9 protein-coding genes and 1 pseudogene are annotated in these 16,670 nt (G+C 67.6%); 6 read left to right on the top strand and 4 right to left on the bottom strand.

What is annotated here, in order from left to right; genetic code table 11:
• Positions 1-25 precede the first annotated feature (25 nt).
• The 5 genes from ACQY5B_RS06445 to ACQY5B_RS06465 all read left to right on the top strand — a co-directional run bounded on the left by ACQY5B_RS06445 (position 26) and on the right by ACQY5B_RS06465 (position 9,665).
• The gene (locus ACQY5B_RS06445; protein WP_420325894.1) at positions 26-301 is read left to right on the top strand and encodes a sarcosine oxidase subunit delta; all 276 of its coding nucleotides are present in this window, start codon (positions 26-28) and stop codon (positions 299-301) included.
• Positions 298-3,108 (top strand): 2Fe-2S iron-sulfur cluster-binding protein, encoded by a 2,811-nt coding sequence (locus ACQY5B_RS06450; protein WP_420325893.1) that lies wholly within the window; start codon positions 298-300, stop codon positions 3,106-3,108. Before ACQY5B_RS06445 ends, ACQY5B_RS06450 begins: the two co-directional genes overlap by 4 nt.
• Entirely contained in the window at positions 3,098-3,625 is a 528-nt protein-coding gene (locus tag ACQY5B_RS06455; RefSeq protein ID WP_420325892.1) for a hypothetical protein, read from the top strand. The genes ACQY5B_RS06450 and ACQY5B_RS06455 overlap by 11 nt, the downstream gene beginning before the upstream one ends.
• Before the next feature lie 95 nt (positions 3,626-3,720).
• Complete coding sequence (locus ACQY5B_RS06460; protein WP_420325890.1) at positions 3,721-5,604, top strand: autotransporter assembly complex protein TamA; 1,884 nt, start codon at positions 3,721-3,723, stop codon at positions 5,602-5,604.
• Positions 5,604-9,665, top strand: a complete 4,062-nt coding sequence (locus tag ACQY5B_RS06465) for a translocation/assembly module TamB domain-containing protein (RefSeq protein ID WP_420325889.1) — start codon at positions 5,604-5,606, stop codon at positions 9,663-9,665. Before ACQY5B_RS06460 ends, ACQY5B_RS06465 begins: the two co-directional genes overlap by 1 nt.
• 199 nt (positions 9,666-9,864) lie before the next feature.
• Here ACQY5B_RS06465 and ACQY5B_RS06470 read toward each other — a convergent pair whose 3' ends face one another.
• The 4 genes and pseudogenes from ACQY5B_RS06470 to ACQY5B_RS06485 form a co-directional block, all read right to left on the bottom strand.
• On the bottom strand, positions 9,865-10,284 hold the full coding sequence (locus ACQY5B_RS06470) for a universal stress protein (RefSeq protein WP_420325888.1): 420 nt from the start codon (positions 10,282-10,284) through the stop codon (positions 9,865-9,867).
• Between the two features lie 23 nt (positions 10,285-10,307).
• Positions 10,308-12,925, bottom strand: a pseudogene (locus ACQY5B_RS06475) (TRAP transporter permease).
• A 234-nt stretch (positions 12,926-13,159) separates the two neighbouring features.
• Entirely contained in the window at positions 13,160-14,125 is a 966-nt protein-coding gene (locus ACQY5B_RS06480) for a TAXI family TRAP transporter solute-binding subunit (protein ID WP_305972195.1), read from the bottom strand.
• Positions 14,126-14,145: 20 nt separating this feature from the next.
• Positions 14,146-15,021 carry a MurR/RpiR family transcriptional regulator gene (locus ACQY5B_RS06485; protein WP_420325887.1) on the bottom strand — a complete coding sequence of 292 codons (876 nt, stop codon included), beginning with the start codon at positions 15,019-15,021 and terminating at the stop codon, positions 14,146-14,148.
• A 474-nt stretch (positions 15,022-15,495) separates the two neighbouring features.
• On the opposite strand from ACQY5B_RS06485, the gene ACQY5B_RS06490 reads away from it, so the two are divergent.
• A complete protein-coding gene (locus ACQY5B_RS06490; protein WP_428400329.1) occupies positions 15,496-16,668 on the top strand; it encodes an aspartate aminotransferase family protein in 1,173 nt (390 codons plus the stop codon).
• The last annotated feature ends 2 nt before the right edge of the window (positions 16,669-16,670 follow it).

Raw genomic sequence — 16,670 nt, forward strand, 5'->3', positions numbered from 1 at the left:
GACCGCAGCCAAGAGGAGTGACCCGTTGCAGATTTTTCCCTGTCCCTTCTGCGGTCCCCGCGACGAGACCGAGTTCCACTTTGCCGCCGAGGCGGGCAAGCACCGCCCTGAACCGGCGCCCGAGGTCACGGATGCGGCCTGGGCCGATTACCTCTACGGCGCGGATGCGCCGAAAGGCCGGGCGCAAGAGGTCTGGGTGCATCTCACCTGCGGTGAATTCCTGTTGCTGACCCGCGATACCGTCACCCGCGAGGTGCTGGACGTCGCGGCGCTGCCCGGGCGCCGGGAGGCCGGGACATGAGCGGCTGGCGCCATCCGACGCTGGGGCAGATCGACCGGGACAGGCCCCTGCGTTTTACCTTCGACGGAGAGGCTTACACGGGATACGCGGGCGATACGCTGGCCTCGGCGCTGCTGGCCTCCGGGACCCGCGTGCTTGGCCGGAGTTTCAAGTATCACCGCCCGCGCGGGCTCTGGGGTCTTGGTGGAGAGGAGCCGAACGCGCTGTTCGATGTCGGCCAAGGCGGGATCTCCACGCCCAATTGCCGTGCCACGCTGACGCCGCTGCGTGATGGCATGGACCTGCGGGCCGTCAACACCCGCAAGGCTTCACGCGATCCTCTGGGTCTGATGGATCTCGCGCAGCGCTTCCTGCCGGCGGGGTTCTACTACAAGACCTTCATGGCGGGCGGCTGGATGCGGTGGGAGCCGATGATCCGCCGCATGGCGGGCCTTGGTCGCCTTGATCCGTCGAACCGTCCGCCCGGCGACGTGCCGCAGCGCAATGCCCGTTGTGACCTGCTGGTGATCGGGGCCGGTCCTGCCGGTCTGGCGGCGGCCCGGGCCGCGGCGGGGCAGGGGGCCACGGTCTGGCTGCTGGACGAGGCAGGCGCCCCCGGCGGCGCCCTGCGCTGGCGGGGCGGAGAGATCGACGGTGGCCCCTGGCGGGAGTTCGCGGACGAAACCGTGCAGAGGGTCCAGGCGGCCGGTGGCCGCGTGCTGACCGATACGACCCTTTGGAGCGCCTTCGATCACGGGCTTTTCGCGGCCTGGCAGCGGGGCGCGCGCGACATCCATTGGCGCATTCGGGCCGCAAGGGTGGTGCTGGCGGCGGGCGCCATCGAACGTCCGCTCTGGTTCGCCAACAACGACCTGCCGGGGATCATCTCCGCCGAAGCGGCGCTGCACCATCTCGTGCTCTACGGCGCCGTGGCCGGACGACGGGTCGTGGTGGCGACGGGCAATGACGGCAGTTACCCCGTGGCCTCGGCGCTGGCAGAGGCGGGATGCCGCGTGACCCTGCTGGATGCCCGGGCGGACACGCCAGAGGCCCCCGAGGGCGTCGAAGTGCGCCGTGGGGCAAGGATTGACGCTGCCAGGAGCGCGCGCGGTCTGGGTGCGGTCAATGCCGGAGGGCAGCACATCGATGCGGACACCTTGCTGGTCTCGGGCGGTTACACGCCCAGCGTGCACCTGCACTGCCAGGCGGGGGGCAAGCTGGACTGGGACGCGGACAGGGACGCGTTGATCCCGCGCCCGGGCACCTCGGCACTGATCCCGGCGGGGGCGGCCAATGGCACATTCGGCCTGAACGCCGCCCTGGCCGAGGGGCACGCGGCGGGCGGCGGCGCGGGACCGGCCCCGAACGCCGCTGGCGCCACCTGGGCGATTGCTCCCATGCGCCCGGATCCGAAGGGCAAGGGCCGCGTCTGGATTGACCCGCAGAACGACGTGACGCTCAAGGATGTGAAACTGGCGGCGCAAGAGGGCTATCGTTCCGTCGAGCATCTCAAGCGCTATACCACGCTGGGCATGGCCACCGACCAGGGGCGCTCGTCCAACTTTGCCGGCCTGGCCGCCATGTCGGAACTGACCGGGCACACGATCCCCGAGACCGGCACGACCACCTATCGCCCGCCTTTCACGCCCGTGCCGCTGACCAGCATTGGCGGGATGCGGCGCGGCGCGCTGTTCAACCCGCTCAAGCGTCTTGCGCTGGAGCCGCAGCACGCGGCCCTTGGCGCCACGTTCGGAGAGTACGGCGGCTGGCGTCGTCCCGCCATTTACAGCGACACGCAGGCAGAGGCGAAGGGCGCGCGCGAAACGCTTGGTCTCTACGATGCCTCGCCGCTGGGAAAGATCGAGGTGATCGGTCCGGGGGCGGCGGAACTGCTGGATTTCTGCGGCTATGTCGCCATGTCCACGCTGAAACCGGGTCGTGCGCGTTATGGCTTCATGCTGGGCGAGAATGGCGTGGTGGCGGATGACGGCGTCACCCTGCGGCTGGACGACAATCGTTTCATCCTTTCCGCTTCGTCCTCGCATGTCGATCACGTGCGCCTGATCCTAGAAGAGGCGCGCCAGGACCGTTTCGATCCGTCCCGCGTCTTTGTCCACGACGTGACCACCCATTGGGTGACGCTCAGTGTCACCGGTCCGCAGGCGCGCATGGCGCTGGAAACCGCCGGGATGCCCGGTGACGTCACCACGCTGCGCCACATGCAGGTCGTGGAAACCCGCTGGAAGCATATCCCGCTGCGCGCGGCCCGGGTCAGCTTTACCGGCGATGCCAGCTGGGAACTGTCCGTGCCCGCGCGTCATGCGCCCGGCTTTATGACCGTGCTGGACGGCGCGCGCGAGGCGCTTGACGGTCACTGGATCGGGCTGGAGGCGCTGATGATCCTGCGCGCCGAAAAAGGCTACATCCTGATCGGCAAGGACACCGACGGCATCACCATGCCGCAGGATCTTGGCTGGAGCCGCCCGCGCGAGCGGCGGCAGGACGAGTATTTCGGGCGCCGCGCGCTGTTCACCCCAGAGGCCATGCGCAAGGACAGGCGCCAGCTGGTCGGCCTGGACTGTGACGGCGCGCCGCTGCCCACCGGCGCGCATCTGGTGCCGCTGGACGGACCCGCGCGCTCGCTGGGTTTCGTGACGTCCTCATACCACAGCCCGACGCTGAACCGCGCCGTCGCCCTCGCCCTTGTCGACGCCGGACGTGACCGAAAGGGGGATACGCTGGGCGTCTTCCACCTGGGGCAACACCGCACCGCACGAATTTGCGCGCCCTGCGCCTTTGACCCGGAGGGAACCCGCCTTGCCGACTGACCTGCCCGACGACAGCACGCTCTGGACCACGCCCAGCCCCGCGCCGGGCAGCGTCCTGCAGGGGCAGGGTGTGTCCGTCGCCTGCCTGGCGGCGACGGGGGCGGCGCTGATCTCGGGCGACTTGGATGCCGCCATCGGGGCGCTGGCCCCCGGCGCGCCCCTGCTGGGCCTGTTGGCCTCCCGCCCACAGATCCCCTTTGCCCTGCGCATCGCCCGTGATCGGGCCTTGCTGATCACGCCCGAGCAGCTGGATATGGCGCCGGGCTGGCAGGATGGGTTTGCGGTCAGTCCGGCGGATGACCTCTACCTGGTGCTGTCGATCACCGGAGACGGCGCGCGCGACCTGCAGGACGCCTGCCTGTCCGCCCCGGCGGGCAGCCCCTCGGCGGCGGGGGTCTTTGGCGGCCATGCCTGCCTTGTCCTCGACAATGGTCAGGGGCCCGATGTCTGGGTGCCGGCGTCCGAGTCGGCGGCGCTTTGGCTGCGGTTGTCCCGACTGGTCGCGGCCCTCGGCTGACCCGGTTGCGTGATGCGGGGCAGACCCCGCGCGAAAGTGACTCGGGACTGCAATTTGCCTCTTTGCGCCGGAGTCACATGTTATAGGGTAGAGGCATGGGGCAACGTCTAGATATATCCACGCGCGCAAACCTGCGCACCCAGCGTCCGGCAGGGGCCGGGCGGCTGCGTGCCACCCTTCGTGGCACCGTTTTTTCCGTGCTGACAGGCATTTGCCTGACGCTTCCGCATGCGGCGGAAAGTTATGACAATCTGACCTTCAGCGTGGCCGGACCCGACCAGGAGGGGCTGATCCAGAGCCTGCGCTCGGTCTCGATTCTGTCGCAGCTGGAAGGTGAGGAGGACCGCGCACCGCAAGACGTCCTGGCCGCTGCGCAGGGCGATTACGCCCGCCTCGTCGAGGCGCTATATGCGCAGGGCTATTACTCGGCGGTCGTGCGCATCCAGCTCGACGGTCGCGAGGCTGCGACCATTCCGCCGTTCTCGGTGCCCGACCGCATCGGCGACGTGCAGGTGAGAGTGAACCCGGGGCCGACCTTTACCTTTGGCGAGACCCTTGTCGCCCCGGTCCACAAGCGCACCCCGCTGCCAGAGGGCTTTGCGCGCGGGGAACCGGCCCGCGCCACCGTGGTGCGCGACACCGCGCAGGCGGCGGTCGATGGCTGGCGCGCCGTGGGCTACGCCAAGGCCGGGATCGCCGATCAATCCATCACCGCGCGCCATCCGGATGCGCGACTGGATGTGTCCCTTGCGGTTTCAAAGGGCCGGCAGTTCCGCTTTGGCGACGTGGTCGTCACTTCGGAAAGCGCGGTGCGCGCGGCCCGCATCCGCCAGATCGCGGGCATCCCGCGCGGCCAGACCTTCGACCCGGTCGAGGTCGAGGACGCGGCGCAGCGCCTGCGGGCCACCGGTACCTTCCGGTCCGTCACCGTTTCGGAAGCGGATCAGGGCGGGCCCGACGATACGCTCGACATCATGATCGACGTCACCGACCGCAAGCCGCGCCGCTTCGGCTTCGGCGCCGAACTGTCCTCGTCCGAGGGCGTCGGGCTGTCGGGGTTCTGGCTGCACCGCAATCTCTTTGGCGGGGCCGAGCGGCTGCGGGTCGAGGGCGAGGCCACCCAGCTGGGCGGCTCTGGCATGCGGCCCGACTATGAGGTGAACGCCCGGTTCGAGAAACCGGCCGTCTACGGCGCCGACACGATGTTTTTTGCCACCACCGGATTCAGCTACGACGACGAGCCGGACTACATCGACCGTTCGTTCACGCTGGGCCTTGGGGTCACGCGAGAGTTTTCCAAGCAGGTCAGCGGTGAGCTGGGGATTTCCTACAGCCGCTCGCGCATCACCGATCTGTACCTGCCGGGCGATCCGACGCGGATGCTGACCCTGCTGTCGCTGCCGACGGCGTTCACCATCGACCGGCGGGACGATCCGCTGGATGCGACCGAGGGCCTGTACCTGCGGGCCGAGCTGGAGCCGTTTTCCATCGTCAGCGACGGCGAATCCGGTGCGCGTTATGCGCTGGACCTGCGCGGCTACCGGGCTTTTGGCACCGACGAGTCGCTGGTTCTGGCCGGGCGGCTGCAACTGGCCGGGCTGTTCGGACCGGATGCGCAGACCGCGCCGCCGGACTTCCTGCTCTATTCGGGCGGCGGAGGCACCGTGCGGGGCCAGCCCTACCGCTCCCTTGACGTGGATTATTCGGGGACGCGCCTGGGCGGGCGCAGCTTCATGGGCCTCTCGACCGAGGTCCGCTATGACGTGACCGACACCATCGGTGTCGTGGGCTTTGCCGACGCGGGCTATGTCGGGACAGAAAGTTTCGTGGATGGGTCGGGCGACTGGCACGCCGGCGCGGGTCTGGGCCTGCGATATGACACGCCGGTCGGACCGATCCGCTTTGACGTGGCCGGACCGGTGGGTGGCGACACGGGCGAAGGCGTACAGATCTATATCGGGATCGGGCAGGCGTTCTGATGCGACTATTGAGGTTCTTTCTGCTGCTGGCGCTCTGGCCGCTGGCGGCCTTGGCACAAGATGACGATCGCGGCTATCTTCAAGGGCTGCTGGAAGACGCGCTGTCGGACTCGGGGCGCGATGTGCGAATCGAGGGGTTTGCCGGGGCGCTGAGTTCGCGCGCGACGATCGACCGGATCACCATCGCGGACGAGGATGGCGTCTGGCTGACCGCCACCGACGTGGCAATGACCTGGACGCGGACCGCGCTGGTGCGCGGCGCGGTCGAAATCGACGAGATCACCGTGGGCCGGATCGATATGCCGCGCCTGCCGGTGCCGCTGGCCAGCGATGCGCCACCCGCGCCAGAGGCCCGCAGCGCCTTTCAACTGCCCGAATTGCCGGTCTCCCTGAACCTCGCGCAGCTTGACCTGCGCGAAGTGGCGCTGGGCGCGCCCGTCGCCACCGAGGACCTGGTGCTCCGCGTCACCGGCAATGCCCGGTTGTCGGGCGGGGACGGCAACGCGGAACTACAGGTTCAGCGGCTGGACAAGGGCGGTAACCTGCGCCTGTCCGGGGCCTATTCCAACACCAGCCGAGTACTGACGCTCGACACAAGTTTCGAGGAGCCGGCCGGCGGTCTTGCGGCGCGCGCGCTTGGCCTTGAAGGCGAACCCGCCGTGGCGCTCAGCCTGACCGGCGACGCGCCCATCGACGATTTCGAAGCACGCCTGCGTCTGTCGACCGATGGCGTCGAACGTCTGGCGGGACAGGTGGTCCTGCGGGCCGATGGCGATACCGAGACACAGCGCGTTTCGCTGGACATCGGCGGCGACCTGGCGCCGGTGCTGGCGCCCGCCTACCGCGAATTCCTGGGCGATGACATCGCGCTCAAGGCCGAGGCGACGCGCAGCGCGGATGGCGCCATTGCCCTGCAGGACCTGCGGCTGAGCGCCGAGGCGCTTCTCCTGACCGGCTCTGCCGCCATCAACGGCGACGGCTGGCCGGAACGCCTTGCACTCGAAGGGCAGATCACCCCGCCCGAAGGCGACGAGGTGCTCTTGCCGCTGCCGGGACAGGAGGTCTATGTCACCGGCGTCACGCTGGAAGGCTCCTTTGACGCCTCGCAAGGCAATGGCTGGGCGCTGCGCCTGCAATCCGAGCGGATCACCACAGGGGCCGGGCAGGCGGACCGCCTGCTGCTGAGCGGTGTGGGCGAGATCGACCGCGATGCCCGCCGCGTGACCGGCGACCTGATGCTGGCAGCGGGTGGACTGGCCCTGGCCGATCCGGCCCTGGCCGAGGCCGTGGGCACGACGCTGCGCGGTGCGCTCTCTGTCGACTGGCAGCCCGGTGCGCCGCTCTATCTTCGCGGGCTTGACCTGTCGGGGGCCGATTATGGCCTGACCGGCACGCTCACCTTTACCGACGCCGAGACATTGAACCCGCGTGTCACCCCGGATCTGCGGCTGGCGGCCGAGGATCTGTCTCGCTTTGCCGCCTTGTCGGGCGTGGCGCTTGAGGGCGCTGCCAATCTGACGATCCGGGGCGAGGTGGCCCCCGTCACGGGCGGTTTCGACCTGGCCCTTGATGGCACGACGCGGGGCCTCGCCACCGGCATCGCGCAGGTCGATCCGCTGATTGCCGGCGTCGGCAGCCTGCAGGTCGAGGCGGTGCGCGACGAAGCCGGGTTGCGGGCCGAGAAACTCCTGCTGGTCACGCCCGAGGCACGGATCGAGGGTGGCGGTACGCTGGCCACCGGTGCCAGTACCCTGCGGGCCGAGGCGCGCATTCGTGAAACCGCGCTTGTCCTGCCCGAGTTGAACGGGCCGACCACGTTGGTGCTGCGCGCTGATCAGGCCGGTGACGTCTGGACGCTGGGCGCCGAGGGGGACCTCGCCCGCGCCGGGCGGCTGATCTTTGACGGCACGGTGGATCTTGGCCCCGATGTGCCGCTTGCCGACGGGCGGCTCGAGGCGACGCTGGCCCGCCTGTCGGGCTTTTCCGGGCTGGCCGGGCGCGCTCTGGGTGGCAGCGCCGAATTGACCGTCACCGGCAGGGGCAGCCTGGACGGGGCCGATTTCGACGTCAGCGCCGAGGGGCGCGTGACCGACCTGCGCCTGGGCCTCCCCGAAATCGATCCGCTGCTGGTCGGCCGAACCGCGTTGAGCGTCAAGGCCACGCGCAGCGGGAACGGGGCGATCCGCTTTGACCCGTTGCGGCTGGACGGGGTCGTGAACGCGCGGTTCACCGGCACGGTTGACCCTGCCGGGGCCGATGGTCCGCAGGTGGACGGGCAACTGACCGCCAGCGCGGCCTCGCTGGCGCCCCTGTCGCGGCTGACAGGGCAGAACCTGCGCGGCGCGGCCCAGATCGAGGCCGAAGCCTCGGGTGGCGTGCTGGACGGGCCGCTGAACCTGACGGCAGTCGTCCGGGGGCAGGGGCTTGGCATCGGCAATCCCACCGTGGACCCGCTGCTGGCCGGCAATTCGCGGCTGGACCTGCAGGTCGAGCGGCTGGACACCGGCGCTTACCGCATCGGTCAGGCCATGCTGGACGCCAACGGCATCGACGCCCGGGTGACCGGCAGCTATGGCCCCGAGGAGATGGCGGATCTGAACCTGGTCGTGGCGCTGGCCGACCTCGGCCAGATCGTGCCGGACCTGCCCGGCGGGGCGCAGGTCACCGGCAGCGCCCGGCGCAGCGGCGGCCCCTGGCAACTGTCTCTGGACGGAAGTGGCCCGGCGGGCATCGGCGCGCGTCTGCGCGGCTCTGCCGCCGCCGACTTCAGCCGACTTGACGTGGCGCTGACCGGTTCGGCACCGCTCTCCCTGGCCAACGGGCGGCTGGCGCCCCAGGTGGTCAGCGGCATCGCGCGCTTCGACCTCGGGATCTCCGGCCCGCCCGCGCTCTCTTCCGTCTCGGGCACGATCTCGACCGATGGCGCGCGTTTCGCGGCACCGGCACAGAACATCGTGCTGAGCGGATTGGGCGGCCAGATCCGTCTGTCCGGCGGGCGCGCCGACGTGTCGATGGAGGGCACACTGGACAGCGGCGGACGCGTGTCGCTGGAAGGTCCGGTGGCCCTTGCGGCACCCTTCAATGCGGGGCTGGTCCTGCGCCTGCGGAGCGCGGTCGTACGCCAGCCGGACCTGTTCGAGACTTCGGCGAACGGGCGCATCCGCATCGAGGGGCCCCTGACCGGCGGTGCGCGGATCGCCGGCACCATCGACCTCGGCGAGGTCGAGGCACGGATCCCGAACATCGGCGCCAGCTATGCGGCGCTGGACGGGCTGGAACACCGGGGCATGCCGGGCGACGTGGCCGTGACCCTGCGCTACGCAGGACTGGACCGCAGCGCACAGGCCGCCGGGGCGCCGCTGCCCGCCTTTCCTCTGGACGTGACGGTCCGTGCGGAGAACCGTATCTTCGTGCGGGGCAGGGGGCTGGACGCGGAACTGGGAGGCAGCCTGCGCCTGAGCGGCACCACCTCGGATATCGTGCCGGTCGGACAGTTCGAGCTGATCCGCGGCCGGTTGGACCTTCTGGGCCGCCGGTTGGAGCTGACCGAGGGCGCTGTATTCCTGCGCGGCAGTTTCGATCCCATCGTCCGTTTCGTTGCCAGCACGCGCGTCGAGGACACGGATATCACCATCACCATCGAGGGGCCGGCCTCGTCGCCCGAACTGAGCGTGGGGTCCGTCCCGGACCTGCCGCAGGACGAGGCCATGTCCTTTTTCCTCTTTGGCCGTTCGGCGACGGAGCTTTCCGCGCTGCAGGCGGTTCAGCTGGCCTCGGCCATCCGGACCCTGTCGGGCCGAGGCGGTCTGGGCCTCACGGAATCCCTGCGCAGCGGCCTGGGGGTGGCGGACCTGGACGTGGGAACGAGCGATGACGGGACGGCGCGCGCGCGTGTCGGAGCCTACCTGGGCGAGAACCTCTACAGCGACGTCAGTGTCGACGCCAAGGGCAAGACCGAGATCAACCTGAACCTGAACGTCAATTCCAACGTGACGGTGCGTGGCCGCCTCGGCTCTGACGGGTCGAGCGGGTTGGGCGTGTTTTTCGAACGGGATTACTGACGGCGTCGGCGGGACGGCTCTGTTTGCGGCTTTGCCGCAAAGGCGCCCGCCCGCCGACCCATTGGACAGGCTGCACCTGTTCCTTCGCTTCCGGAGTACGCAGGAAACAGGCCGAGCGCCGGTGCTGCAATGGGCCGAGACGCAAACGGCCCCGGTCCGAGAGGACCGGGGCCGTCTTGGTCGAGCGTCTGGCTTGATCTCAGCGGACCACCAGGACCGACTGTTTGGCGTGGCGGACCACCCGCGCGGCATTCGGGCCGACCAGGTAGTCGCGCAGTTCGGGGCGGTGGGCCCCGACGACGATCGCCTCGGCGCCGATGTCTTCGGCGGTGCGGATGATCTTGTCGTAGACCGTGCCCTGATCGACGTGAATATTTGCCTCGATGCCCAGCACCTCGTCGATCCACTTGTGCATCTTGGCGCGGGTTTCCTCCATCATCGTGCCGGCGAAATCACCGGCGAAGGCTGACCCGACGAGGGCGAAGCCCATCGCCGGCACAACGCTGATCACATGCACCTCGGCATCGCACATGCGGGCGAGCTTGCCGCCGTACTCGGCGATGCGGGCGGCGCCGCTGGTGTCGTTCAGATCGACCGCGAGAAGGATCTTGCTGTACATATCGTCTCTCCTCTTTGAGCCGCTCAGAACGGTGCCTGGGTGGCGCGACGGCGCTGCACCAGGACGATACCCGCCAAGAGCAGCAGTGCCGGGATGAAGAACAGCTCCTTGGGCATGCGCTCGTTCTCGACTTCGACCCGGGTGATCTGGACGGGATCGTCGGCGTAGTAGTCGAACTCCTGCCCGCTGACCGGCTGGATCAGGTCCGGCCCGCCAAAGGGTTCGTCGAGTAGCAGTTTGCCGTCCTCCTCGTTGACCACCAGGCCCTGGGCATCCAGCGTCTCGGCCCCGGCGGAGGGCAGAACGATGGTCACCGGCCTGACTTCGAAGGTGTCGAAATCCGGGCCTTCCACGGTGATCCGCACGTCCTTGCCCTCTGGCACATCGGCCATGAGCGCCAGCGCGGCCGGTCCCTCGGCGCTGTTGTACTTCTCGCTCACCTGGTCGAGGAAGAAGCCGGGCCGGAACAGCATGAAGGCGATCAGCAGCAGGACCGCGGTCTCCCATAGCCGCGACTTGGCGATGAAATAGCCCTGGGTTGCGGCCGCAAAGAGCAACATCGCCGTGAGGGATATGAAGAAGACGAAGATCGCCTTGAGCAGCCCCACGTCGATCAGCAACAGGTCGGTGTTGAAGATGAACAGGAAGGGCAGCAGCGCCGTGCGGATGTCATAGGCAAAGCCCTGGACACCGGTCTTGATCGGGTCCCCGCGCGAGATCGCCGCCGCGGCGTAGGCCGCAAGGCCCACTGGTGGCGTGTCATCCGCAAGAATGCCGAAGTAGAAGACGAACATGTGCACCGCGATCAGTGGCACGATCAGGCCCGCCTGCGCGCCCACGCTGACGATGACCGGGGCCATGAGCGAGCTGACCACGATGTAGTTGGCCGTCGTCGGCAGGCCCATCCCCAGGATCAGCGAGAGCACCGCCACGAGGATCAGCAGGATCATCAGGTTGCCGCCCGAGAGCACCTCGATCACCTGGCCGATGACCTGGTGGGCGCCGGTGAGGCTGATGGTGCCCACGATGATGCCGGCGGCGCCGGTGGCGACGCCGATGCCGATCATGTTGCGTGCGCCCAGGATCAGACCCTGCACGAAATCCGCCCAGCCGGCCACGGCCTCTGCAACGTGGCCCTCACCGCGGAAAAGCGCCTTGAGCGGACGGTGGGTCAGGGCGATGATGATCATGAAGATCGTCGCCCAGAAGGCCGAGAGCGCGGGCGAGAGCCGGTCGAGGCTGTCGGTCCGGATCATCAGGTTCCACACCAGGATGAAGATCGGCACCGCGAAGTAGAGCCCGCCGATCAGCGTCGGCGTCAGGCGGGGGCGGAGGGTTCGCCCTCGGTGTCTTCCTCGACGTCCGGGTAGCGCGATGCCAGCCAGACAAGGGTGATGTAAAGCGCGCCGACCAACGCAACGGCGGCATAGATCGAATCCCCCATGATCGGGTCCAGGATGCCGCGCAGACCGATCATCAGGAAGGCGCAGATGCCAAGGAAGATGAAGCCCGACAGGAACAGGATCAGGATCATGATGACGCCGATCCGGCGGCCGGGTTTCTCCAGCCCCTTGAGGCCCATCTTGAGCGATTCAAGGTGCACGATATAGAGCAGCGCGATGTAGGAGATCACCGCCGGAAGGAAGGCGTGCTTGACCACGTCGATGTAGGGGATGTTGACGTATTCCACCATCAGGAAGGCGGCGGCCCCCATGACGGGCGGCGTGAGCTGGCCGTTGGTGGAGCTGGCCACCTCGACCGCGCCGGCCTTTTCCGCCGGGAAGCCGATGCGCTTCATCAGCGGGATGGTGAAGGTGCCGGTTGTCACCGTGTTGGCGATCGACGAGCCGGAGATCATGCCGGTCAGCATCGAGGACAGGACCGATGCCTTGGCCGGTCCGCCGCGCAGCGCGCCCAGCAGGGCGATGGCCACCCGGATGAACCAGTTGCCGCCGCCAGCGCGGTCAAGCAGGGCGCCGAACAGCACGAAGAGAAAGATCATCGTGGTCGAGACGCCAAGCGCCACGCCAAAGACCCCTTCGGTCTGCATCCAGTAGTGACCCAGCGCCTTGGACAACGATGCGCCGCCGTAGTTGGTGATGTTCCGCGCCCATTCGGAATAGCCGCCGAAGAAGGCAAAGAGGACGAAACACGAGGCGATGATGACCAGTGGCAGGCCCAGGGACCGGTAGACCGATATCATCAGAACGATCATGCCGATGGCCGACATGGTGACATCCGTCGTGTTCCACAGGCCGGGCCTGTCCGCGATCTGGAAACGGAAGGCCACGAGATAGAGACAAGCGGAGACGCCCAGGATCAGAAGCGCCCAGTCATAGGCCGGGATCCGGTCGCGCGGGGCGGATTTCGTCAGCGGGAAAGCCATTGTCGCCAGGGCGATGGCAAAGGCCAGGTGCACGAAACGCGCCTGAGCCACGACATTGGCGAAAAAGCTGATGCCGGTGGTCGTCGCCAGCAAGCTGGGCACCTTCGAGGCGATGTAGAGCTGGAACAGCGACCAGACGATGCAGGTGCCGATGATCAGCTGCGCCTGCCATCTGGCCTGCGGGTTGCGCGCGCCGGTATCCGCTTCGGCGACCATGTCGTCGGCGCTGCGGTCCTGAGCCTGTGGATCGGCCATGATGTCCCCCTGTGTTTCTTGTTTGTCGTGGGCGGTTCGGGATGCCCTGCAAATGCCTTCGAAGACATTGGATCGTGCGCGCCCGGCGGTGGGCGCGTCCGAGGATAATGTTGCGGCACCGCCCTGGCGGCGCCGGCAAACGCATGAGGCGTATCTCAAATCTCTTCGAAGAAATTTGTCCTGCCAAGGAAAAACGGCGGCAGGATTGCCCTGCCGCCGTCCGTGGCCCGAGGATTACTCGATCAGGCCCAGTTCCTTGTAGGCTTTCTCGGCGCCCGGGTGCAGCGGTGCGCTGAGGCCGTCCTTGACCATCTGTGCCGGGTCGAGGTTGGCGAAAGCCGGGTGCAGCTGACGGAAGTCGTCGATGTTTTCCATCACGGCCTTGGCGACGACATAGACCACGTCCTCGGAGACATCGGCCGAGGTGACGAAGGTGGCGCCCACGCCAAAGGTGGTGTTGTCCGCGTCGTTGCCCGCGTACATGCCGGCCGGGATGGTGGCGACACGGTAGTAGGGGTTGTCGGCGACCAGCTTGTCGATCGGCTCGCCGACCACATCGACCAGTTTCACGTCACAGGTGGTGGTGGCTTCCTTGATGGCGGCGGCCGGGTGACCGATGGTGTAGATCATCGCGTCGATGTTGCCGTCGCAAAGCTGCTTGGCCATTTCCGAGCCCTTGTACTCGGTCGCGAGCGCGAAATCGTCCATGGTGACACCGAAGGCATCCATGACAACTTCCATCGTGGCGCGCTGGCCCGAGCCGGGGTTGCCGACGTTCACGCGCTTGCCCTTGAGTTCCTCGAAGCCGGTGATGCCGCTGTCGCCCCGCACCAGCAGGGTGAAGGGCTCGGGGTGGACCGAGAACACCGCGCGGATTTCCGGGAACGGGTTGTCGGAGAACTTCGACGTGCCGTTGTAGGCATGGTACTGCCAGTCGGACTGCGCGACGCCGAATTCCAGCTCGCCGGCCTTGATGGTGTTGATGTTGTAGACAGAGCCGCCGGTGGACTCGACTGCGCAGCGGATGCCGTGTTCCTTGCGGGACTTGTTGACGAGGCGGCAAATCGCACCGCCGGTGGGATAGTAGACCCCGGTCACACCGCCGGTGCCGATCGAGATGAACTCTTGCGCCGAAGCCATCGGTGCCGCGCACGCAACACCCAGTGCCACGACGGCGCCGAGTTTCACATTGTCGAACATAACTTTCTCTCCTGTTGTCGTTATGGTGAGCTCTCGTCCGCCCAGAAATCTCCCAGGCGTCGGTTTCTTTCCTCCACCAGGCGAATCTTTTCACCAATGTCATCTTCGGACTGCGAGACGATCATCGCAACCAGAGTTTCCATGAGCGCAAGAGTCGCCACGTAAGAGGAAAAGAACTGCGGGCTGTCCGACGGCACGCAAAAGCCGAGGTCGGCATGCATCAGTGCCGGGCTTGCGTGGGTGTCGGTCAGAACAATCGTGGTTGCACCGCTTTCACGGGCCATCTGCGTGGCAAGGACGGCGCGGCGGGCATAGGGGGTCTTGGTGATGACCAGAAAGACATCGCCCGGTTCCAACAGCCCGATCGCCGCCGACAGCGCGCTGCCCGCGCGCGACAGGACGGTCCAGTCGGACTGGAAATAGTTGGCGAGGTAGGCAAGATGCTCGGCGATCCCGTGCGAGGCGAAGGCCCCGAAAACGGTGACGCGGCGCGCCTGGGCCAGGGCGTCCACCGCCTCTTGCAGGCGTTCGCGGTCGATCCCCTGGGCCAGGCTGGCGATGTTCGACATGCAGGCCCCGGCCTGCCGGTCCAGCATCGAGGCATCCTCTTCGCCGGGGGTCTGCAATTGCGCTGCCTTCTCGGCAAAGGAAACCACCTGGTCGCCGATGGCCTGGCGCGACAGTTCGCGCAGCTCTTCGTAGCTGGCGAAGTCCAGCGCCCGCGCCAGCCGCGAAAAGGTGGCCGGGGACACCGCGCTTGCCGCCGAAACAGACCGCAGCGAACGAGTGGCCACCTCGACGGGATGGGCAATGACGTAGTCCGCCGCCTCCCGGAGCTTGTGGCTCAACCCGCCGTAGCGGTGCGCGATGCGCGCTTCGAGACGCTGGGCCGGCATCCGCTCTCCTGGATCGTTTCGACTGTTTCAGGGTGTTTCATATGTTTTGAATCTTGTCAACATGAGAAACATATGTTTCAAACGTTCCTGTTCGCAGCTTAGCCGAAAAGTGCCTGTGTCATGGGCCATGACTTCGCGTCATCCGAACCTACCGTGAAAACCAAGGCCGCGCCCAACGGCGCCCGACGTCCCGACTCCGATCATGATGCCCTTCCGATGACCCCCGCTGAACTGGCGGCAGAGGCGCGCGCCGGCGGGCCGAGAAAGGTGCACAACCAAGGTGGTAAACGCCCATGTCCCATGTCTTCCATCGCAGCAGCGTCAAGGCGCCGCCCGCGGTTTCCCGCGGCGAGGGGGCTTATCTCTACGACCAGTCCGGCAAGGCGAGGGGGCTTATCTCTACGACCAGTCCGGCAAGGCCTACCTCGACGGGGCGGCGCGGCCGTCTCCTGCCTGGGGCACGGCGACGCCCACGTGACAGAGGCGATCCGAAGCCAGCTGGCCGAGATCGCCTTTGCCCATACCGGGTTCTTCACTTCTCCGCCCGCCGAGGCTCTGGCCGACCGGCTGGTGGCGCTTGCGCCGGGTGACCTGAACCGCGTCTATTTCGTCTCCGGCGGCTCCGAGGCGATGGAGGCGGCGCTGAAGCTTGCGCGGCAGTACCACCTCGAACGCGGCGAGGCGGGTCGCAGCCGGATCATCGCCCGCCGGCAAAGCTATCACGGCAATACGCTGGGTGCCCTGGCCACCGGCGGCAATGCCTGGCGGCGCGAACCTTTCTCGCCGCTCCTGATGGAGGTCTGCCATGTCTCGCCCTGCTACGCCTATCGCGGCCAGCAAGAGGGCGAGAGCGAGGTCGACTATTGCGACCGGCTGATCGCCGAGATCGAGGACGAGATCGCGCGCGTCGGGCCGGAGACCGTCATGGCATTCGTGGCAGAGCCGGTGGTGGGCGCCACGCTGGGCGCGGTGCCCTCCGTGCCCGGGTATTTCAAGCGGATCCGCGAGATCTGCGACCGCCACGGCATCCTGATGATCCTCGACGAGGTGATGTGCGGCATGGGCCGGACCGGCACGCTGTATGCCTGCGAGCAGGATGGGGTGGCGCCGGACATTCTCTGTGTGGCCAAGGGGCTGGGCGCGGGCTATCAACCCATCGGCGCGATGCTCTGCACCGAGGTCATGCACGATGTGATTGCGCAGGGCAGCGGCTTTTTCCAGCACGGCCACACCTATGTCGGCCACCCGGTCGCCTGTGCGGCGGCGGGCGCGGTGCTGGACAGGCTGGTCGGCGATGACCTGCTGGGCCGCGTGCATCCGATGGGAGCCGTTCTGCGCGGGATGCTGGAGGATCGGTTCGGCCAGCATTCCCATGTCGGCGACATCCGGGGCAGGGGGCTGTTCCTGGGGCTGGAACTTGTGCAGGATCGCGCCACAGGGGCGCCCATCGACCCCGCGCGCAAGATACATGCCCAGATCAAGGCGGCGGCCTTTGCCGAGGGCCTGATCTGCTACCCGAACGGCGGCACCATCGACGGCAAGCAGGGCGCACATGTCCTGCTGGCCCCGCCCTTCATCCTGACAGAGGATCAGGCGTCGGAACTGGTCGACAAGCTGTCCCGCGCCTTCACGGCGGTGGGGCTGTAGGG

Source organism: Antarctobacter sp., assembly GCF_965277915.1.
GTDB lineage: Bacteria > Pseudomonadota > Alphaproteobacteria > Rhodobacterales > Rhodobacteraceae > Antarctobacter.